At 74.2% G+C, this 19,928-nt stretch carries 16 protein-coding genes; 11 read left to right on the top strand and 5 right to left on the bottom strand.

The annotated features are described in order from the left end of the window. Positions 1-83 precede the first annotated feature (83 nt). Positions 84-2,396 (bottom strand): heavy metal translocating P-type ATPase, encoded by a 2,313-nt coding sequence (locus tag ACSU6M_RS31725; RefSeq protein WP_437074411.1) that lies wholly within the window; start codon positions 2,394-2,396, stop codon positions 84-86. Next, positions 2,396-2,635: a hypothetical protein gene (locus ACSU6M_RS31720; protein ID WP_437074409.1), complete on the bottom strand. Its 240-nt coding sequence runs from the start codon at positions 2,633-2,635 to the stop codon at positions 2,396-2,398. Before ACSU6M_RS31720 ends, ACSU6M_RS31725 begins: the two co-directional genes overlap by 1 nt. A gap of 299 nt (positions 2,636-2,934) precedes the next feature. Here ACSU6M_RS31720 and ACSU6M_RS31715 point away from each other — a divergent pair, with 299 nt between their 5' ends. The 3 genes from ACSU6M_RS31715 to ACSU6M_RS31705 all read left to right on the top strand — a co-directional run bounded on the left by ACSU6M_RS31715 (position 2,935) and on the right by ACSU6M_RS31705 (position 8,847). After that, entirely contained in the window at positions 2,935-3,921 is a 987-nt protein-coding gene (locus ACSU6M_RS31715; RefSeq protein WP_437074407.1) for a hypothetical protein, read from the top strand. 133 nt (positions 3,922-4,054) lie between these two features. Beyond that, on the top strand, positions 4,055-5,890 hold the full coding sequence (locus ACSU6M_RS31710; RefSeq protein ID WP_437074405.1) for an HSP90 family protein: 1,836 nt from the start codon (positions 4,055-4,057) through the stop codon (positions 5,888-5,890). 2 nt (positions 5,891-5,892) lie between these two features. Next, complete coding sequence (locus ACSU6M_RS31705; protein ID WP_437074403.1) at positions 5,893-8,847, top strand: hypothetical protein; 2,955 nt, start codon at positions 5,893-5,895, stop codon at positions 8,845-8,847. Between the two features lie 93 nt (positions 8,848-8,940). Here ACSU6M_RS31705 and ACSU6M_RS31700 read toward each other — a convergent pair whose 3' ends face one another. After that, positions 8,941-9,657 carry a TetR/AcrR family transcriptional regulator gene (locus ACSU6M_RS31700; RefSeq protein WP_437074402.1) on the bottom strand — a complete coding sequence of 239 codons (717 nt, stop codon included), beginning with the start codon at positions 9,655-9,657 and terminating at the stop codon, positions 8,941-8,943. A 132-nt stretch (positions 9,658-9,789) separates the two neighbouring features. Between ACSU6M_RS31700 and ACSU6M_RS31695 the strand changes: the two genes are divergently transcribed. Then, positions 9,790-10,497 (top strand): NAD(P)-dependent oxidoreductase, encoded by a 708-nt coding sequence (locus ACSU6M_RS31695; RefSeq protein ID WP_437074400.1) that lies wholly within the window; start codon positions 9,790-9,792, stop codon positions 10,495-10,497. Positions 10,498-10,577: 80 nt separating this feature from the next. On the opposite strand, the gene ACSU6M_RS31690 is transcribed toward ACSU6M_RS31695, so the two are convergent. Then, complete coding sequence (locus ACSU6M_RS31690) at positions 10,578-11,762, bottom strand: hypothetical protein (RefSeq protein WP_437074399.1); 1,185 nt, start codon at positions 11,760-11,762, stop codon at positions 10,578-10,580. Between the two features lie 147 nt (positions 11,763-11,909). Between ACSU6M_RS31690 and ACSU6M_RS31685 the strand changes: the two genes are divergently transcribed. Further along, positions 11,910-12,068 carry an SMI1/KNR4 family protein gene (locus tag ACSU6M_RS31685; protein WP_437074397.1) on the top strand — a complete coding sequence of 53 codons (159 nt, stop codon included), beginning with the start codon at positions 11,910-11,912 and terminating at the stop codon, positions 12,066-12,068. 70 nt (positions 12,069-12,138) lie between these two features. After that, a complete protein-coding gene (locus ACSU6M_RS31680) occupies positions 12,139-12,306 on the top strand; it encodes a hypothetical protein (RefSeq protein ID WP_437074395.1) in 168 nt (55 codons plus the stop codon). 84 nt (positions 12,307-12,390) lie between these two features. Here ACSU6M_RS31680 and ACSU6M_RS31675 read toward each other — a convergent pair whose 3' ends face one another. Next, positions 12,391-13,578, bottom strand: a complete 1,188-nt coding sequence (locus tag ACSU6M_RS31675) for an Ig-like domain-containing protein (protein ID WP_437074394.1) — start codon at positions 13,576-13,578, stop codon at positions 12,391-12,393. A gap of 205 nt (positions 13,579-13,783) precedes the next feature. Here ACSU6M_RS31675 and ACSU6M_RS31670 point away from each other — a divergent pair, with 205 nt between their 5' ends. Genes ACSU6M_RS31670 through ACSU6M_RS31650 form a run of 5 tightly spaced genes read left to right on the top strand, consistent with a single transcriptional unit; the run spans position 13,784 to position 19,413 of the window. After that, entirely contained in the window at positions 13,784-14,965 is a 1,182-nt protein-coding gene (locus ACSU6M_RS31670; RefSeq protein ID WP_437074392.1) for a lipid II:glycine glycyltransferase FemX, read from the top strand. Next, positions 14,962-16,608, top strand: coding sequence for a murein biosynthesis integral membrane protein MurJ (gene murJ, locus ACSU6M_RS31665; RefSeq protein WP_437074390.1), 1,647 nt, complete (start codon positions 14,962-14,964; stop codon positions 16,606-16,608). The genes ACSU6M_RS31670 and murJ overlap by 4 nt, the downstream gene beginning before the upstream one ends. Further along, positions 16,608-17,294, top strand: coding sequence for a response regulator (locus ACSU6M_RS31660; RefSeq protein WP_437074389.1), 687 nt, complete (start codon positions 16,608-16,610; stop codon positions 17,292-17,294). The genes murJ and ACSU6M_RS31660 overlap by 1 nt, the downstream gene beginning before the upstream one ends. Further along, on the top strand, positions 17,291-18,847 hold the full coding sequence (locus ACSU6M_RS31655; protein WP_437074388.1) for an ATP-binding protein: 1,557 nt from the start codon (positions 17,291-17,293) through the stop codon (positions 18,845-18,847). The genes ACSU6M_RS31660 and ACSU6M_RS31655 overlap by 4 nt, the downstream gene beginning before the upstream one ends. Continuing rightward, positions 18,844-19,413: a hypothetical protein gene (locus tag ACSU6M_RS31650; RefSeq protein WP_437074386.1), complete on the top strand. Its 570-nt coding sequence runs from the start codon at positions 18,844-18,846 to the stop codon at positions 19,411-19,413. Before ACSU6M_RS31655 ends, ACSU6M_RS31650 begins: the two co-directional genes overlap by 4 nt. Positions 19,414-19,928 lie beyond the last annotated feature (515 nt).

Raw genomic sequence — 19,928 nt, 5'->3', positions numbered from 1 at the left:
GCCGGGTGCGTCACTGGGACGGCGGGTCATCCGGTGCCCCTCCCGGCGGTCGTGGTCATCGGGTGCGCCACCGGCACGGCGGGTCATCGGGTGCGCCTCCGGGACGGCGAGGGCTGCCGGGCGGTGGGCCTGCGGCCGGGCGAGGGCTGCCAGGCGCGCAGCCGCAGGCTGTTGCCGACCACCAGCAGGGAGCTGACCGACATCGCCGCCGCGGCGAGCATCGGGCTCAGCAGCTCGGCCATGGCGAGCGGCAGGGTCACGGCGTTGTATCCGAAGGCCCACACGAGGTTGGCCCGGATCGTGCCCAGGGTGCGCCGGGCGAGGAGGACCGCGTCGGCCAGGGCGTCGATGTCCGCGCGCACGAGGGTCACGTCGGCGGCGCCGATGGCGACGTCGGTGCCGCCGCCCATGGCGATGCCGAGGTCGGCGCCGGCCAGTGCCGCCGCGTCGTTGACACCGTCGCCGACGACGGCGACCCGCTGCCCCTGCTCGCGCAGGCCGCGCACGAGGGCCGCCTTGTCCTCGGGGGTGCGGCGGGCGTGCACCTCCTCGATGCCCAGGGCCCCGGCGACGGCACGGGCGGGTGCCTCCCGGTCGCCGGTGGCGAGGACCGGCCGTACGCCGAGCCGCCGCAGCCGGTCCACGGCACGGTAACTGCCGGGTCGTACGGCGTCCCCGACCTCGATCAGCGCCTCGGCCGCGCCGTCGACCCGTACCAGGACGCAGGTGTGCGCGGACGTCTCGTCGGGGGCCAGGGCGGGCGGCAGGTCGCCGTCCGGTGCCACGACCTCGACGAGGCGGCCCTCGACGCGACCGCGCACGCCGCGTCCGGCCTCCGCGCGGAAGTCCGTGACCTCGGGCAGCGGGCTGGCCCCGCCTCGGGCGTACGCCGTGACGGCCCGCCCCAGCGGATGCTCCGAGCCCTGCTCGACCGCGCCCGCCATGCGTACCACCGCCTCCTCGCCGAGCCCGCCGGGCACGGCCCGGATCCGGGCGACGGTCATCCGCCCCGAGGTGAGCGTGCCGGTCTTGTCGAGGACGACCGTGTCGAGGTGGCGCAGCCCTTCCAGCGCCCGCGGGCCGCCGACCAGCACACCGAGCTGGGCGCCCCGGCCGGTGGCGGCCATCAGCGCGGTCGGTGTCGCCAGGCCCAGCGCGCACGGACAGGCCACGACGAGCACGGCCACGCACGCGGTGACGGCGGCCTGCGGATCGGCGCCCGCCCCGAGCCAGAACCCGAGCGTGGTGACCGCCAGCGCCAGCACGACGGGCACGAAGACACCCGCCACCGAGTCGGCCAGCCGCTGCGCCTTCGCCTTCCCGGCCTGTGCCTCGGTCACCAGCCGGGTGATCCGGGCGAGCCGGGTGTCCGCGCCGACCGCGGTGGCGCGCACCAGCAGCAGTCCGCCGGCGTTCACGGCGCCGCCGACCACCGCCGAGCCGGGCCGCACCTCGACCGGTTCGTTCTCCCCGGTGACCAGGGAGAGATCCACCGCCGAACTACCCTCCACGACCTGCCCGTCCGTGGCCACCCGCTCCCCCGGACGCACCACGAAGATCTGCCCGACGTCCAACTCCTCGATGGGGACGGCCCGTTCGACGTCCCCGAACCGTACGGACACCTCCCTGACCGTCAGTCGGGCGAGCGAGCGCAGGGCCGCGCCCGTCCCCTGCCGGGCCCTCGCCTCCAGGAACCGGCCCGCCAGGACGAACAGCGGTACTCCCACGGCGGCTTCGAGATAGACGTGAGCGACGCCGTCCGGGACGGAGGGCACCAAAGTGAACGGCATCCGCATCCCCGGGTCACCGGCGCCGCCGAGGAACAGGGCGTACACCGACCAGGAGAACGACGCCGCCACGCCCAGCGACACCAGCGTGTCCATGGTGGCCGCCGTGTGCCGCAGGCCGCGCACCGCCCGGACGTGGAACGGCCAGGCGCTCCACACGGCCACCGGGGCGGACAGGACGAAGCACAGCCACTGCCAGTTGCGGAACTGCAGCGCCGGGACCATCGACAGGACCAGCACGGGCAGCGCGAGCAGCGCCGTCACCAGCAGCCGGTGCCGCTCCCGGCGGGCCTCGTCGGAGGCGTCGGGGTCCTCCTCCCGACTCCCCTCCCGATTCCCCTCCCGGTGGGTCTCGCCGGGGTCCTCCTGCCGGGGCGGTTCGGGGAGAGCGGCGGTGTATCCGGCGCTCCGCACCGCCTCGACGAGTTCCCGCGGGTCGATGTGAGGCGGATGGCTCACCCTGGCCCGCCCGGTGGCCAGGTTGACGCTCGCCGTGACACCGTCCAGCCTGCCGAGCTTCTTCTCGACGCGCCGGACGCAGGCCGCGCAGGTCATGCCGCCGACGGTGAGATCGGTCGTCACGAGGGCGACCACCGCTTCGGGGCCCATCAGTGTCCGCTCCCGTGCATCCGCATGCCGCCGTGCGGGTCTTCCCCGTCTCCCCCGCCGCCCGTGGTATCGGCCGGGGGTCGCATGCCGGGCGCGACGGGGCCGGCGGCGCTCCCGACGGCGAACGACACCGCGAACAGCAGTGCCAGCAACAGCAGGAAGGCGCACAGCGCGGGAGGGGGCACCAGCTTCCGGGGCGCCCCGCCGGCGCCGGCGGAGAGCTGCTCGGACTCGTCCATCACCGGTTCTCCAGATCACGTCGTACGGCGTCGATCGGATGCGCGCCGTACCGCTTCAGGAGTCGGCGGCGGGCACGGTCCGGTTCCCGGCCCCGCGCGTTCCGTCGCGGCGCGGTGGCGGGTGCGGGCCCGCGCCGACGCCCCCGCGGGTCGGCGTCGTCGGCCGCCGGACGTACGAAACGGGCGAGAGCGCGCAACCCGGGCCGGGCTGCCGGGCGGTGGTGAAAACCCGGTGAAGGGTTGTCGGTGGGGCCGCTTATGCTGCACGGACGATCGAGCGGGACCAGGGAGGGCGCGGCGTGTTCGGCAGGTTCTTCGGCAAGGGCGGGGAGAGACCCGCGGCGGATCCGTACGCCCTTCCCGTGCCGCGTCGGCACAAGAGCGGGATGTACGAGCTGCGCGCGCTCGGGGACACGCGGGTGCTGGCGCTGGTGGAGGCCGCGCAGGCGGGTGACTGGGAGGCGGTCAAGGCGACGCTGGTCCCCTTCGACCTCGGCCGCGACCACCAGGTCCTCGGTGAGCTGGCCGAACTGGACGGCCTTCAGGACTGGATCGGCCGGGCCGTCGAGGAGGACAAGGAGCACCGGGCGACCGCGCTGCTGATATCGGGGACGCGCCATGTCAGCTGGGGCTGGGAGGCCCGTACCGCCGCCCGTGCCACCCAGGTCACCGAGGAGCAGTGGCGCGTCTTCCACGAGCGGCTGCGCATCGCCGAGGAGCAGTTGCTGGAGGCTGCCGAGCTGCGGCCGGAGTGGGTCACTCCATGGCGCCGGCTGCTCACCTCCGGCCGCGGTATGTCGCTGGGCTCCGCCGTGAACGAGGCCCGGTTCGACGCCGCCCTGCGCCGTGATCCGCTGGACCTGGAGACCCATGTCGAGTGGCTGTCGCAGTTGCAGCCGCGGTGGGGCGGGGAGCCGGGACAGGCCCTGGCGTTCGCCCGCGAGGCGCTGGCCCGTGCCCCGCAGGGCCACCGCCTCGGCTGTGTGCTCGCCATGGCCTACATCGAGGAGTGGGTCGAGTCCGAGCGCGGGGACGCCATCGAGAGCCCGGCGGTCCAGGCCGAGCTGCGTGCCGCCGCCGACCACAGCATCCTGCACCCCGCGTATGTGCGCCGGCCGGGCTGGCAGCAGGACTTCAACATGTTCGCCATGGCCCTGTCGCTGGCCGGTGAACGGCACACCGTCGGGCGCGTCTTCCAGGCGCTCGACGGCGCCTACACCAGCTGGCCGTGGACCTACTTCGCGGAGCCGGAGAAGCAGTTCGCCCGCCGCCACCGGCGCGCCTGACCGGGCCGCGCGCCCGGCACCCCACCGCCGTCCCGGCCTCACCGCGGCCCCGGCCCCACCCTCCGTGGCGCCACCGCGCCCTGGCCCCCCTCACCCCACCCCACCGTCCTCCCGCCTCACTTCGGACTGCCCGATGACCCTGCCCGAGAGCCCAGCCGCCGACCGCACCTTCCAGGTGGACCTGCGCGGCCTCGTCGATCTCCTCTCCCACCACCTCTACTCCAGCCCCCGCGTCTACCTGCGCGAACTGCTGCAGAACGCGGTGGACGCGCTCACCGCCCGGCACACGCTCGAACCGGCCGCGCCCGAGGGCTCGTTCGGCATCCGGCTGTACGCCGACGGCGTGGCGGTCCGTGTGGAGGACGACGGCGTCGGTCTCACCGAGGCCGATGTGCACACCTTCCTCGCCACCATCGGGCGCAGCAGCAAGCGCGCCGAGCGGATCGCCGAGCAGCGCGGTGACTTCATCGGGCAGTTCGGGATCGGTCTGCTCTCCTGCTTCCTGGTCGCGGACGAGATCCATGTCCTCAGCCGCTCCGCCCGCACCCCCGACGCGCCCGCCGTGGAGTGGCGGGGCCGGGGCGACGGCAGCTACACCGTCCGTACGCTGCCCGCGTCGGCCCGCCCCCGCCCCGGCACCACCGTCACCCTGACCCCGCGCGCCGACGCCGCCGAGTGGACCCGGCCGGCCCAGGTGCACGCGCTGGCCCGGCACTTCGGTTCGCTGCTGCGGCACCCGGTGACCTTCGACGACGGCACGGGCGGCGCGGGCGTGGCCGTCAATCCGCAGGCGGCGCCCTGGTCGCGTACGTATCCCACGCCCGGAGCGCGGGCGCGTGCGCTGGCCGCGTACGGCGAGGAGGTCTTCGGGTTCGCACCGCTGGACACCATCGAGCTGGATCTGCCGGCCGTGGGCCTGAGGGGCATCGCCTGTGTGCTGCCCGAGTCGGTGCCTGCCGGGCGCCGCCACGGGCACCGCGTGCACGTCAAGGGCATGCTGCTGTCCGAGCAGGCCGAGGAGATCCTGCCCGAGTGGGCGTTCTTCGTGCGCTGTGTCGTCGACGCCGAGAGCCTGCGCCCCACCGCGTCCCGCGAGTCCCTGTACGAGGACGACACGCTCGCCGCCGTCCGCGACGCGCTCGCCGAGCGGCTGCGCGCCTGGATCGCCCGGGCCGCGGCCAGCGATCCCGACCTGCTGGCCCGCTTCCTCCAGGTCCACCACCTGGCCGTGAAGTCGCTCGCCGTGCACGACGACGAGATCCTGCGGATGCTGCTGCCGTGGCTGCCGTTCGAGACCACCGACGGGCACTGCACGCTCGACGAGTTCGCGCGCACCCACCGGACCGTGCTGGTGACGTCGAGCGTGGAGGAGTTCCGGCAGGTCGCGTCGATCGCCTCGGCGGCCGGGCTGGGCGTGGTGAACGGCGGCTACACCTACGACCGTGAACTGGTCCACCGGCTGCCCGAGATCAGGCCCGAGGTCAGCGTCGCCGACCTCGACCCGGCGACCCTCACCGCGCACCTCGACCCCGTGGACCGGGAGACGGAACTGGCCGCCGCGGCCTACCTCGCCCAGGCCCGTGACGCGCTGGCCGTCTTCGACGTCGACGTGGCGCTGCGCACCTTCCAGCCCGCCTCGGCGCCCGCCCTGCTCGTCGACAGCCGTGAGGCCCGGCACGAGCGCACCCGCTCCCAGCTGGACCGTGAGCAGGAGGGCGGCCTGTGGGGCGACATCCTGGGCGCGCTGCGCCAGGAGGCCCCGCGGGCGCAGCTCATCCTCAACCAGCTCAATCCGCTGGTGCGCACCGCCGTCGCCATCGACGAGCCGGAGCTGGCCCGCACCAGCGCCGAAGCCCTCTACGGGCAGGCCGTGATGCTGTCCCGGCGCCCGCTCAGGCCCGCCGAGTCGAGCCTCATCAACCGCTCGTTCCTCGACCTTCTCGCCCACGCCCTCCGCAAGGACAGCTGACGATGCCGATCGCACCCCAGACCACCGACGAGCTGTACGAGGCGCTCCGGGAGAACCACCGGCGCCCCTACGGCCGCACCCGCACCGTCACCGCCGAGGAACTCGTCGACGCCGCCGAGCAGTTCGCCGAGCCCGTCCCGCTGGTGGACGCGCTCCTCGAACTCCAGGAGGCATACACCTACGGCTCCGAGCCCCGGAAGTCGCCCGTCGTCTTCGCCCGGCTGCTGACCCTCTTCGACGAGCAGCCCGACCTCTTCGACGAGCGTCTGCGCCACACCCTGTTCTGGCGGTTCAAGTGGGTGGCGAACGCGCTCGTCCAGCTGCCCGAGATACCGCTGACCAGCCTGCGCCAGTGGCTGACGGAGATGCGCGACCGGTACGAGAAGGCGGGGCTGGGCCTGCAGCCGTACTACGGGCAGGCGTACCGGCTCGCCGCGCACGTCGGGGAGGACACCGCGCTCGCCTACGAGCTGTGGGCGGGCCGCGCCCGTACCCGGCTCAGCGACTGCGAGGCGTGCGAGATCTGCGACCGCGCCCGCCACCACCTCGCCGCGGGCGACGACGAGCGGGCGCTGCGCACCTGGGAGCCGGTGCTGGCCGGGCAGGAGTCCTGCCAGGAGGAGCCGGCCCGGTCCATCTCGTACGCGCTGCTGCCGCTGCTGCGCACCGGCCGCACCGACCGGGCCCGCGCACTGCACCTCGCCGGCTACCGCGCCTGCCGCCGCAACCCCTCGATGTCCGCCGAGGTCGGACGGCACCTGGAGTTCTGCGCGCTGACCGGGAACGAGGCGCGCGGCCTGGAACTGCTGGCGGAGAACCGCACCCTGTTCGACGAGGTCGACTCGCCGCTGGACCTGCTCGGCTTCCTCACCGGCGTGGAGGTCCTCCTCCAGCGCGTCGAACTCCTCGGGCACGGCGAGCTGCCCGCGGCCGGGTTCGCGGGCCGCGCCTGGACGGTGTCGGCACTGCGCGCCGAGGTGCGTGGACGCGCCGACGACCTCGCCACACGCTTCGACGCCCGCAACGGCACCACGGCCCACGCGGACCACCGCAGGGCCCGCCTCGACCGTGCCCCGCTCCTGGACGCGCTGGAGCTGACCCTGCGCAGCCGCAGCCTGGAGGACACGGCACCGGCCGCCGCGCCTGCCGGGCCCGCGGTCACCGAGGTGCCCGACGCGGTGCCCGACCTCATCCTGCGGGCGCGGGAGCTGGAGGAGCAGGGGCACCCGGACGCGGCCGTCTGCTGGGCGCGGCTGCGCACGCTCGTCGCCGCGCCCGGCTACACCCACCCCGACGATCCGGCCGTGGGCCCGGTGGTCCGGCTGCGCGCGGATCTGCTGACCGACGAGGCGAACAGTGCGGACGAGCGGGACGAGTACGCCGAGGCCGCCGCGCTCCACGAGGAGGCCGCGGGCCTGTACGAGGACGCCGGGCTGCCGGGGCACGCGGCGCTGGCCCGCGGCCGGGCGCTGCTGGCGGCCGCGGAGGCGGCCGGGCGCGAGGCGGAGGGGCCCGCGGGCCAGGACGCCGGGCCGGATGCCGACGAGGTGAAGGCGGCCGCGCTCACCGCCGCCCACGCGTCCCTGGTCCGGCTGCACGAGGAGGCGTCCGGGCTCGCCCCGCACCAGGAGGCGCGTCTGCTGCGGCTGCGGGCGTCGGCGCTCGGTCTGCGGCTGCAGACGTCGGGCAGCGAGGAGCATGTCGCGCCGGTGCTCGCCGAGGTGGAGCTGGTGCGCGCCTTCGCCGACGAGCACGGGCCGGCCGCGGTGCTCGCCGGCGCCCTGATCATGCGGGCCAGCACATACGCCCTCTCGGGTGACCTGCCCACCGCGGTGTCCGAACTCGACGCCCTCGTCGAGCGGTTGAGGGAGCAGGGCCCGGCCTGGCACCTGCCCCGCGCGCTCGCGCTGCGCGGCCGGCTCCGGCTCGGTCTCCATGACGCCCAGGCCGCGCACGCCGATCTGACCGAGAGCCTGCGCCTGGCCGCGCAGTGGCCGGCCGACAGCGTCGACACCGCCCGCTTCCACGCCGACCTGGCCGAGGCGTCCCTGCGCCTGGGCCGCCCCGACGAGGCACTGCGGCATCTGACGCGCTCCGCGGAACTGGAGCTGCGCCACGGCCGGCGGATGGACGCGTACTGCACCTACAGCGACGCCGCCCGGCTCACCCTCGACCTGGGCCGGGTGGAGGACTGCATCGCGCTGCTCGACTCCCTGCTGGCCGAACCTGCCGTCGCCGCCGGGGAGTTGAACGACCGGCTCGTCGCCCAGCTGCGTCTGACGCGCGCCCGCGCGCTGCACGCGGGGGACGACCGCAAGGCGGCCACCGCGGAGTACGTGGCGCTGGCGGCCGAGTCGGCCGGCTGGCAGGACGACCCCGGCAGCCATGCGCTGATCGCCGCCGAGACCGCCGTACTCCTCGGCGAGGCCGGGGAGTTCGAGCAGGCCCGCAAGGTCGCGGACCAGGCTCTCGCCGGCCACGCCCTGGCTCCGCGCTACGAGCCGCTGAGCAACTGCCTGCGGGAGCTCGCCCGTCTCCAGGCCCAGCAGCAGGGGTCCGAGGGCCTTCCCGGCGCCCTCGCGTTCCTCGCCGACGCCCGCCGGGTCGCCGACGAGGCCCGCGAGGCCGCGTACGAGGCCCACGGCCGCTCCCTGGACACGGCCCTGGCCTACGAGCACGGGCGGGTCAACGCCTACGCGGGGCGCTACGAGGACGCCCTCGCCGCCCTGGAGAAGGCCGCCGCCCTCGTGGGCGAGCCGGGCCAGGACCAGGACCGCGCCGGCGAGTGGGCCGAGTGCGTACGCCTCGCGAGCGCCGTGGAGGGCATCTACCTGGAGCGTCCCGCCCCCGCCCTCGCCCGCCTGGACTCCGCCATCTCCCGCCTGCGAGCCCTGGGTCACACCGAGGAGATCGAGCCGCTGACCTCCTTGGCGGCCGAACTCCGCGACGAGAAGTAGCCGTTCCCCTCCCGGTGCCGGGCCACGACCTCACCCCGGCACCGGGCGCCCGGCTGCGGACCCCCGGCCGGCCGGCGGCCCCGCCGGGGGCGTTCAGCGTTCGGCGGGGATGCCCAAGGTGCGGGTGAGCTGGGCGATCTCCTCCTGGAAGAGCTTGTCCGGGCTGGTGGTCTGGGTGCGCATATGGCCGTAGATCTCCAGGGAGACGAGGCCGTGGAGGTGGCCCCAGATGCGCAGGGCGAGGGCGACGGCGGCGGGGGGCAGGTCGGGGAAGGCGGGGCGCACCTTGGCGAGGAGGCCGGGGTCGAAGTCGGACCAGTCGAAGGTGCTGCCGTCGTAGAGGTGCCGGGCGTGGGGCCAGGCGGCTGCCGCGAGGGCGGTGAGACCGGTGCAGACGCGGCGTGCGGCGTCGGGGGCGGGGCCGCCCTCGGGGGCCTGGTAGCCGGGGACCGGGTCGCCGTAGACGAGGCGGAAGCCCTGGGGATGGGTCAGGGCCCAGGTGCGGAAGGCTTCGGCCCAGGCTCTGATGCGGGCGGCCGGGTCCGTGGCGGGGGCGGCCTCCCAGGCGGACTGCACGGCGTCGGCCAGGGCCGTGTAGACGTCGTCGATGAGCGTGGTGACCAGGTCGTCGCGGGTCGCGAAGTAGCCGTAGATGGCGTTGGCGGTCATTCCCATCTCGCGGGCGATGGCGCGCAGGGTGATGGCGTCCGGGCCGCCGGAGGCCATCAGGGCGAGCGCCACCTTCTTGATCTCGGCCGTGGTCTCGGCGCGGAGCCGTGCGCGTCGGCCGGTGCTTCGCGTGACTGTCACGACCAGAACTCTACAGCGTTCGGTGAGCCCTGCGCAGAAAGTACACGCCGTGCCATAACTTCACGGCGTATAGTTTTTTTACGGCGTCACCGCAGCGGTGGCGTGCCGCTTTCGCATGCGCAGGGGAGAGTCATGCACATCGGAGTCATCGGGGCCACGGGAACCATCGGCAGCAGGGTCGTCACGGAGGCCCTCGACCGCGGCCACCAGGTCACTGCGTTCAGCCGCGACGCCGCGCCGGCCCAGCGCGAGGAGCGGCGGGAGAACATCGGTTGGCGCAGTGTCGACGTCCTGGACCCGAAGAGCGTCGCCGGTGTCCTGTCCGGCCTCGACGTCCTGATCAGTGGATTCCAGCCGGGCAACGCCGCGCGGGACTTCGCGGACACCGTGCGGCGCTCCGTCGCCGACCCCACGGTCTACGCGACGGCGGCACGGTCCCTGGTCGAGGCGCTGGCGAGCCACCCGCGCACCCGGCTCATCGTGATCGGCGGCGCGGGCAGTCTGGAGATCGCACCGGGGGTCGTGCGCGCCGACTCCGACGAGCTGCTGCACGCCGTGCTCGACCCGCTCGGGCTGCCCCGCGAGTACGCCGCCGCGGTGCGCGGTCATCGCGACGCCCTGAACGTGCTGCGCACCTCCAACCGCCTGTGGACCTACTTCAGCCCCGCCGAGGAGATCGCCCCCGGCGAGCGCACCGGCCGCTTCCGCATCGGCGGCGACCAGCCGGTGCTGGACGCCGACGGCCGCAGCCGCATCTCGGCGGAGGACGCGGCCGTCGCCCTGCTCGACGAGGTGGAGCTGCCCCGCTTCGTGCAGCGGCGCTTCACCGTCGGCTACTGACAGCCGTTGCCGCGGCCCGCGCCGGGTTCATGAGGTCCCCGCGGGCCGTGGTCTCCGCGTCGGCGGTACGACGAGCCGGGTCAGGCGGGCCGCAGTGGCGTCACGCCGCTGTTCCCCGCCTCCCCCTCCACCTCGATGACCCAACTGCCGCGGGACTGCACCTGGTACACGCCGGGTCCGGGGAGGTGGAACGACAGCTCGGTGTCGCCCTTGCCCCGTGCCGTCTCGGCGGACTCGGCGAGGTCGTCGTCGAGGGCCAGGACACGGACGACGCCGCGCCCGCGGTGGCGCAGTACGGCCGGACCGCCGGATCCTGTGTGGCGTACGAGGTCACCGCCTCGTCCGTGGATACAGGCGGTGAACTCCGGTATCGCGTCCGCGGGTTCGGCCCACGCCTCCCAGTCCGGCTGGACCGAGCCCCGGAACTCCACCTGGAAGCGGGCCGTCTGGCGGTTGCCCAGGCGGCGCAGCGGCAGCCGGGCGTACAACGGCTCGACGCCGTCGCCCAGGGTGTAGGCGGCGCGCTGATTGCCGGGCAGCAGCAGGACGACCGTCGGCTGCGCGGACCACTTGCTGCGGAACACCAGCACACCGGGCTGCCCCACGGCAGGCAGCCGTACCTTCCCGGCTCCGCCGCCCTGCCCGCGCACCGGCATGCCGGTCGCACGCGGCTCACCGGTGGAACGGGGCTCGGCGGACGCGGCCTGATCCCCCGCCCCGGCCTGGCCGGCGGACCGCACCGGCAGCCTGATCACATTCGACGCCACCGCCTGCCGCGGCGCGGGCACCCCCCGGCCGCGCCGCTCCTCCAGCCGCACCCCGCACGCGGCGCACACCGCGACGTTCCGGGCGGCGCCGCCCGCCGGAACCCAGGGCAGCTCCCGTACCGCCCGGCCGTGACGGGCGTCGAAGAAGCACAACGGCAGCCGCCGGGGCAACGGCAGCCCCGCGCGCCGGGCGTCGAGGCACGCCAGCGCGTGCCACCCGTCGTCCAACGCCCGCAGCACATCGAGGGCCTCCTCACGGTCACGGTCGCCGACGAAGGCCCGCTTGGCCTCCTCGTACGCGTCCAGCGCCCGCCCCAGGTCGGCACGCATCGCGTCCGTGGCCCCCGGTTCCCCCGGCGAGAAGTCGTGCTCGTCCAGCGCGACCCCGAACTCGGTGATCCGCGCCTCCACCTCGCTGAGCTCCTCCTGCGCCCGGCGGCGCCCCGCCCGTCCGAACCATCCCCCGAGCCCCGCCCAGAAACGCCTCTCCTCGGCCATGCGACCACCCCCTCCGCCAGAGATCGTAAGACGGGCGCCGCCGGAACTCCCCCGACTTCCCCGTCGTGACAGGTCGGGCCTGGAAGACCACTGACGACGCGTGAGGCGAGGCGCCGGGCGACCAGACGGGGGCCGTCCTCCGAGCCGGTGTTCGAGCCTGTCCTGACACCTGGCCAGATAGCGGAGGTGGAGGCGCAGTTCGGTGTCGTACTGCCCGAGGAGTACCGCTCGTTTCTGGCGGAGCTCGGGGCAGGTGACCCCGGACCGGATCGCCGGCTGACGTCCTTGCTGCACGGCCTTCGGTGAGGACGGCGAACGGATCTGGCACGAGGAACGCGTGCGTGGGGCGATCCTCATCAGTGACAACGGATGCGGGATGACCGGCTGGCTCGTCGTGACGGGCCCGCACCGCGGTGAGCTCCGTGGCCGGGACTGTGCGACGAACCCGCCCTTCGAGCCGTATGTGGACGCCGAGGGAAACCGCCATACCTTCCGCAGCCGGTATCTGGAATGGCTGGAGGAACGCGAGCGGAGGGCTCCGTGATCGACGGTCCCCGTGAGCGAGGGGCGGCGGCCCCGCATCGGCCGCCGAATCCGCCCCGACTCGGCTCCCCCGCTCGCCCCGGCCTCAGCGCAGTGCGCTCTTGCTCCGCCACTCGTTCCACGGCACGTTCCACGCCCCGAAGCCGTTGCCGGGTTCGACCACGCCCTTGGTGTCCGCGCCGGTGATCTCGAAGGGGTCGCCGGGCCGTACCTGGGCGTAGAACCAGGCCGCGTCGGCGTCGCTCATGCCGATGCAACCGGAACTGCGGTTGGCGTTGCCGAAGTAGCGGGCGTTCCAGGGGGCGGCGTGGGCGTACATGCCGGACCAGGTCAGGCGCATCGAGTGGTCGACCATCTTGTCGTAGGCGTCACCGAGGCCGACCGTCTCGGAGTTCATGTTGATCGTGCCCTCCTTGGCCATGAGCACGGCGGTTCCGCGCCAGGAGCGTTTGTCGCCGCCGGGGGTGCCGCCGGAGACGGGGATGCGGCGGACGGGTTTCCCGTCGCGGACGAGCAGAAGGTGGTGCCGGTCCAGGTCGACCTTGACGATCTGCCGTGCGCCTATGGTGAAGCTCGTCGTGTAGTCGCGGACGAACCAGCCGCCGTCGGGGCCGGAGTCGGTGCCGTTCAGTTCCGCGTTCAGGGTGACCCTGGTGCCGGGCTTCCAATAGGTCTTCGGCCGCCAGTCCACCCGGTCCCGGCCGGACCAGTCGCGGATCCAGCCCCAGGAGCCCTCGGTGCCGTCCGAGGTGGTGATCCTGAGGTGCCTCTCGACCTCGGCGCGGTTGCGGACGGGGTTGTCGAAGACGAGGGAGACGGGCTGGGCCACGCCGACGGTGGTGCCGGTGCCCGGACGCCAGTCGACCTTGTTGACCTTGTCGGCCGGGATGGTGGTGAAGGAGGCCCTGGTGGTCCGGGCGGTACCGGCCTCGGTGCGGGTCGCGACCGTGACCGTGTACGCCGTGCCGGGTGCGGCCTTGCGGTCCGAGACCCAGCGCCCGCCGCCCGCGGCGGCCTTGCCGGTGAGCCGGTGGCCCTCGGCGTCGGTGACGGTCACCGAGGTGAGGCGGCCGCCCTCGGCGGTGACCGTCACCGGCTCGCCCGGCACGGCCCGGTGCCCGGCGGGAGTGACGGTGACCTCGACGGGCCGGTCGCCGGAGCTGCGGGCCGGCGTCGGGTCCGAGGCCGTGGGCGAGGTGCTCGACGAGCAGGCGGCGAGCGGCGCCAGCAGGGCCGCGGCGACGGCAGGGACAAGCACACGTATGCGGTGCATCGGGACCCCCGTGAGATGTGGGATGAGGACGACTCCCGACTGTAGGGCGGGAAAACAGCAGGTCAGAGGCCGCAGAGCAATGTGACGGCCTTTGGTGAGGAACGGTCATGGTCCGGTCACATTCGCCGGACGGAGCGGTCATGGGCCGCTGTGAGCATCCTGTGCGTCCCCGCGACAGGGCCGGGGAGAAGGAGAGGCTCGGACCGTGTCAGCACTGCTCGTACCGCCCGCCCGCAAGGAGGCGGTCACCCTCGGCCCCATCGGCCCCGAGGCGTACCGCGCATTCCTCTCGTCCCCCGCCGGCGCGGCGCTGGGCGCCGGCTTTCTGCAGTGCCCGTCCTGGGCGGACGTCAAGGAGGGCTGGCGTGCCCAACTGCTGGGCTGGGGCCCGGATCCGGCGGCCGGCCACCTCAGGGGCGTGGCCCTGGTGCTGCTGCGGCAGTTGCCGGGCACCCGCAAGTACTTCGCGTACCTGCCCGAAGGGCCCGTCGCCGACTGGACGGACCCGGATCTCGACGGCTGGCTCACCCCGCTGCTGGACCAGCTGCGCCGCTCGGGCGCCTTCGCCGTGCGGATGGGCCCCTCCCCCGCGTACCGCCGCTGGGACGCCGCCCACCTGAAGGCGATGACCGGCTCCGGCCGCCGGCTGGGCGATGTGCTCGCCAGCTCGGTCGATCCCCTCGGCACCGCGGTCGCCGAACGCCTGCGGGCCAGGGGCTGGCGCCGCTGCGGTGGCGACGGCACCGGGGACGACGGGGACGCACAGCCCCGTCATGTCTTCCATGTGCCGCTCGCCGGACGCACCACCGAGGACCTGTGGTCCGGGCTCAACCAGGAGTGGCGGCGAAATGTGCGGCGCGCGCAGAAGGAGGGCGTGGAGGTGGTGGTCGGCAGCGCCGCCGAACTCCCGCAGTTCTACCGGCTGTTGCGGATCACCGAGGAACGCGACGGTTTCCGGCTGGGGCGGTCGCTGGCGTACTACGAGCGCCAGTACGCGGCGCTCAACGCGGAGGAACCGGGCCGGATGAAGCTGTATCTCGCCCGGCACGGCGGTGAGATCCTGGCCGCGCACACCATGATCACGGTGGGCCGGCGGGTCTGGTACCAGACCGGCGCGTCGGCCGACCACCGTCGTGAGGTGCGGCCCTCCAACGCCCTGCAGTGGCGGATGCTGCTGGACGCCCACGCCCTCGGCGCCGACGTCTACGACATGCGCGGGGTACCCTCCACTCTCGATCCTGACGAACGTGCGTACGGACTGCTCAGGTGGAAGCTCGGCACCGGCGGACAGGTCGTCGAGACGTTGGGGGAATGGGAGAGACCGTTGGGCGGAACCGCCAACCAGACGCTGTACCGCGCCTTCCAGGCGTATCTGAACCGCCGATGAGGGCGACCACCTCCCGCCCGGCCGCCCCTGCGAAGCCCGTCTCCGCCGCGCGCGGCACCGCCGTCATGGCCGCCGGTTCGATCGTCTCCCGCGCGACCGGCTTCGCCCGGTCCGCGGTGGTCGCGGCGGCGCTGGGCACCATCGGGCCGACCGCCGACGGCTACGCGGTCGGCAACGCGCTGCCCACCATCGTCTACATGCTGCTGCTCGGCGGCGCGCTAAACGCCGTGTTCGTGCCCGAGCTGGTCAGGGCGGCCAAGGAGCACGCCGACGGCGGTACCGCGTACACCGACCGGCTGGTCACGGTCTGCGTGGTCGCGTTGCTGGCGATCACCGCGACGGCGGTGTGGGCGGCCCCCGCGATCGTCGACGCGTACACCGACTACGGCGGCGAACAGGCGGCCATGACCACCGCGTTCGCCCGCTACTGCCTGCCGCAGATCTTCTTCCTGGGCCTGTTCACGCTGCTCGGGCAGGTGCTCAACGCGCGCGGCCGGTTCGGCGCGATGATGTGGGCGCCGGTGCTGAACAACCTGGTCGTGATGACCGTGTTCGGCCTGTATCTGGCCCTCTTTCTGGGCGGCGGGGACACACTCACCGCGTCCGAGACCGCCGTGCTGGGGTGGGGCACGACCGCCGGTATCGCCGTGCAGGCCCTCGCCCTCGTCCCGGCGCTGCGCGCGGCCGGGTTCCGCTGGCGGCCCCGCTTCGACTGGCGCGGCAGCGGACTGACCCGCCCGCTGCGCTCGGCCGGCTGGCTGGTGCTGCTGGTCCTGGCCAACCAGGCCGCCTACTGGGTCACCACCCGGCTGGCGACGACCGCGGGCCTCGACGGGGGCCCGGGATACAGCGCGTACAACAACGCCTATGCCCTGTGGGCCGTACCGCACGGCATCATCACCGTGTCCCTGGTGACCGCGCTGATGCCGCGGATGAGCGCGGCCGCCACCGACGGGGACACCGCGGCCGTACGCCGTGATGTCTCGCACGCCCTGCGCACCTCCGCGTCGGCCGTGGTGCCCGCCGCCTGCATGCTGTTCGCCCTCGCCCAGCCGGTGACGGCGCTGGTCTTCGGCTACGGCAGGACCGGCGCCGACGACACGGAGGCCATGGCCGGGATCCTGATGGCGTTCGCGCCGGGCCTGGTCGCCATGTCGGGCCAGTACGTGCTCTCGCGCACCTTCTACGCGCTCTCCGACACACGGACGCCGTTCCTGCTCAATCTGGTGATCGTCGTCCTCAACGCGGGCCTGTCCGTGGCCGCCGCGCAGCTGCTGCCCGCCCGCTGGGCGGTGACGGGCATGGCGGCGGCGTACTCGCTGGCCCTGGGCGTGGGCTGGGCGGTGACCGCGCTGGTGCTGAGCCGGCGGCTCGCCGTCGCCCGTCCGCTGCGGTCGTCGGCGTTCGGCGCGCAGCTGCGGCTGCTGGTGGCCGCCGTGCCCGCCACCGCGCTGGGGTACCTGGCGACGCTGGGCACTCGGCGCGCGGGTGCCCTGGCCGCCGCGGCCGCCGGGGCGGTCGTCGTCGTGCTCGTCTTCGCCCTGCTGGCCCGTCCGCTGCGGCTGACGGAACTGAACGCGCTGATCTCCGGTCTACACCGGCGAGTCACCCGCAGCTCACCACCACCGAGGGAGAACCGCTGATGCCCCGCGTGCTCCTCATCGAGGACGACCCTTCCGTACGCGAAGGCGTCGAGCTCGGTCTGCGCCGCCGCGGCCACGAGGTCCGTGCGGCCGCGACCGGGGAGGCCGGCCTCGCCGCGCTGGCCGAGTTCCGCCCCGACCTGCTGCTGCTGGACCTGATGCTGCCCGGTATGAACGGCGTCCAGGTCTGCCGGACGGTCCGCGAGCACAGCCAGCTGCCGATCATCATGCTCACCGCGCGCGGTGACGACTTCGACGTGGTGATCGGTCTGGAGGCCGGAGCCGACGACTACATCGTCAAGCCCGCCCGCACGGAGGTGATCGAGGCCCGGATCGGCGCCGTACTGCGCCGCATCGAGCACCACCAGGGCACGGACCGGCCGGCCGTCGAGGTGCACGGCGATCTCGCGATCGACCGGGTGGGGCTGACCGTCACCAAGGCCGGCCGGCGGCTCGCGCTCGCCCCGTCCGAGCTGAAGCTGCTGCTGCATCTGTCCGCCGCCCCCGAGCAGGTGTTCAGCCGGCAGCAGCTGCTGGAGCATGTGTGGGAGCACAGCTTCCACGCCGACGCGCGACTGGTCGACGCGTGTGTCGCCCGGCTGCGCGGCAAGATCGAGGACGAGGCGGGCAGTCCCCGCTACGTCCAGACGCTGCGGGGCTTCGGCTACCGCTTCGGGCCGCTGTGAGCACCGGCCCGGACGCGGGGCGGCGGCGCGGTGGGAGACGGGACCGCGGCGGCAGGCGGGACCGCGACGGCAGGCGGGACCGCGGCAGGAGGGCGCCCCGCGACCGTGCGCGGGCGTTCGGGCTGCGCACCCGGCTGGTGCTGGCCTTCCTGCTGGTCGCCGCCGTCGGCGCGGGCACCACGGCCGCGCTGACCTACCGCGAGGCCCGCAACGCGCTGCTGAAGACCACCCAGGACACCGCGGTCTCGTCGTTCCGCGAGCAGATCCAGCAGACCGGCTGGACCCTGCCCGTGCAGAAGGAAGGGATCGAGCTGCTACTGCAGGACCTCGCCCGCAAGGGCAAGCCGCGCCCCTGGGTGGTGTTCGCGGAGTACGGCTCGATGCGCGCCTCCTCCGGCGAGAACCCCGTCTCCACGGTCATCACCCCGCAGCTGCGCCGGGCCGCGCGGGCCAACCCCAACGGCGCCTTCGAACGGGTCGTCAAGGACGGCGTCCCGTATCTGACCATCGCCATGCCCACCGTCTTCAAGACCGGCCCCGAGGGCGTGCTGCCCAGCGGACTCGTCCTCTACGCCGTGATGCGGATGAACGACGAGCAGGTCGACGTGGAGGCGCTGCTCATGGCCGCCCGCGACGGCGCCCTGCTCGGGCTCGCCATCGCGCTGGTCCCCGGACTGCTCGCCGCGCGCAGCGTGCTGCGTCCGGTGCGGGAGCTGCGCCGGGCCGCCCGCAGCATGGGCAGCGGACAGTTCGACACCCGGATCCCGGTGCGGGGCCGGGACGAACTGGCGGACCTGGCCCGCACCTTCAACGAGTCGGCGGCCCAACTGGAGATGTCGGTGCGCGAGTTGCGGGAGGCCGAGGCGCGGGCCCGGCGTTTCGCGTCCGACGTCTCGCACGAACTGCGCACCCCGCTCGCCGGGATGCTCGCCGTCACCGAGGTCCTCGACGAGGACGCGAGCCGCCTGGACGACGACACCGCCCGGGCGGTACGGCTGGTCAGCGCCGAGACGGGAAAACTGGCCGTGCTGGTCGAGGACCTGATGGAGATCTCCCGCTTCGACGCCCGCGCCGCCGAGCTCAACGCCGACGAGGTCGATGTCGCGGAGGCGATCCGCAAGACGCTGGAGAACCGGCGCTGGACCGACGGCCGGGTCCGCACCGAGCTGTCCGGTGGCGTCCGCGCCCGCATCGACCCGCGCCGGTTCGACGTGGTGATCGCCAACCTCGTCGGCAACGCCCTGCGGCACGGCGGGGCGCCCGTCACCGTGCGCCTGCGCCGCGAGACCCGCTCCCCGGGCAGGCCGGTGCTGGTCACCGAGGTCGTCGACAGCGGCCCCGGCATCCGGCCGGAGGTGCTGCCGCACATCTTCGACCGCTTCTACAAGGCGGACGCGGCCCGTACCCGCTCGGCGGGCAGCGGTCTGGGGCTGGCGATCACCCTGGAGAACGTACGGCTGCACGGCGGGACGATCCGTGCCGGGAACCTGCCGGAGGGCGGCGCCGTCTTCACCGTCGAGCTACCGCTCCACTCGGAGGAGGCCGGCGGATGAGGGGTGCGCGGAGGCGCCGACGCGCGGGCGCGGTCCTCGTCGCGGCGGGCGCGCTGCTGGGCGGCGGCTGCGGGGTGCACGAGTCCGAGGTGGTCGAGGCGGGCAGCGCGGCCACCGTCGAGGCGTTCGGCGGCCGTGAGTCCATGGTCTTCTTCGTGTCCCCCGACGGGCGGCTCTCCCCCGTGTTCCTGACGCCCGAGAGCTATATCTCGATCGGTCCCGACGGCACGAGGTCGAGTTCCGGCGAGACCGAAGCGGTCCGCACGGACAAGCTGGTCGCGATGCTGCTCCGCGGCCCCAGGGGCGAGGACCGCGCCGTCGGCCTCACCACCGCCCTGCCGCCGCTGCGGACTCGGGAGACCGTCCAGATCCAGACCCCGCCGGACGACGGGCCGGTCCGCGCCGACCTGCCCATCGCCGTGCGCGGCCTGAACGGCACGGCCCTGCGGCAGCTGATCTGCACGGTCGCCTACAGCCAGGCCCGCGACGGCAGGGTCACCGTCCGGCTGCGGGGCCGGGACGGCGTCGCGCACTCGGACACCTGCGGCCTCGACCCCGGCGGCTAGAGCCCGGACGGGCCGCGGGGTGCGCCGGCCGAACACGGCCAGGCGGAGCACGAGATAGCGGCCGACGCCGACGAGCGCGGTGGCCGCCAGATACACCGTCTGCTGCAGGACGAGACCGGCGCCGGGGCGCAGGGCGGTCAGCGCGGTGACCGCGGCGGTGGTCACCAGCCAGCCCGCGGCGACGGTGGCCGCGCTCTTGAGGTGGCCTGCGGTGCCGGGCCGACCGTGGGCGAACGAGACGCGGGCGTGCAGCTCGGTGGCGGCCACGGTGGAGGCGACGGTGGTCAGGGCGTTCGCCGCCGCCCACGGCATCCACTGGGCGAGCGCCACCAGGGCCGCCGACGCCGCCAAAGTGACTCCGCTGCCCAGGACGGCGAAGCGCGCGAAGGCCGCCGTGTGCCGGCGGATGCCTCGCAGTGCCTTCATGGTGCTCCCCTCCCAGGACGCGGCCCGTCGGGGAGCCGCCGTCGTCGTGATGCCGCCCAGCGTGACCGGCCGCCGCCTCACGCGGGTTT

This window comes from Streptomyces sp. enrichment culture (genome assembly GCF_964272895.1).
In the GTDB taxonomy this organism is placed as follows: Bacteria; Actinomycetota; Actinomycetes; order Streptomycetales; family Streptomycetaceae; genus Streptomyces.
The sequence above is the reverse complement of the archived record's forward strand: the minus strand, read 5'-3'. Positions and strand labels throughout refer to the sequence as shown.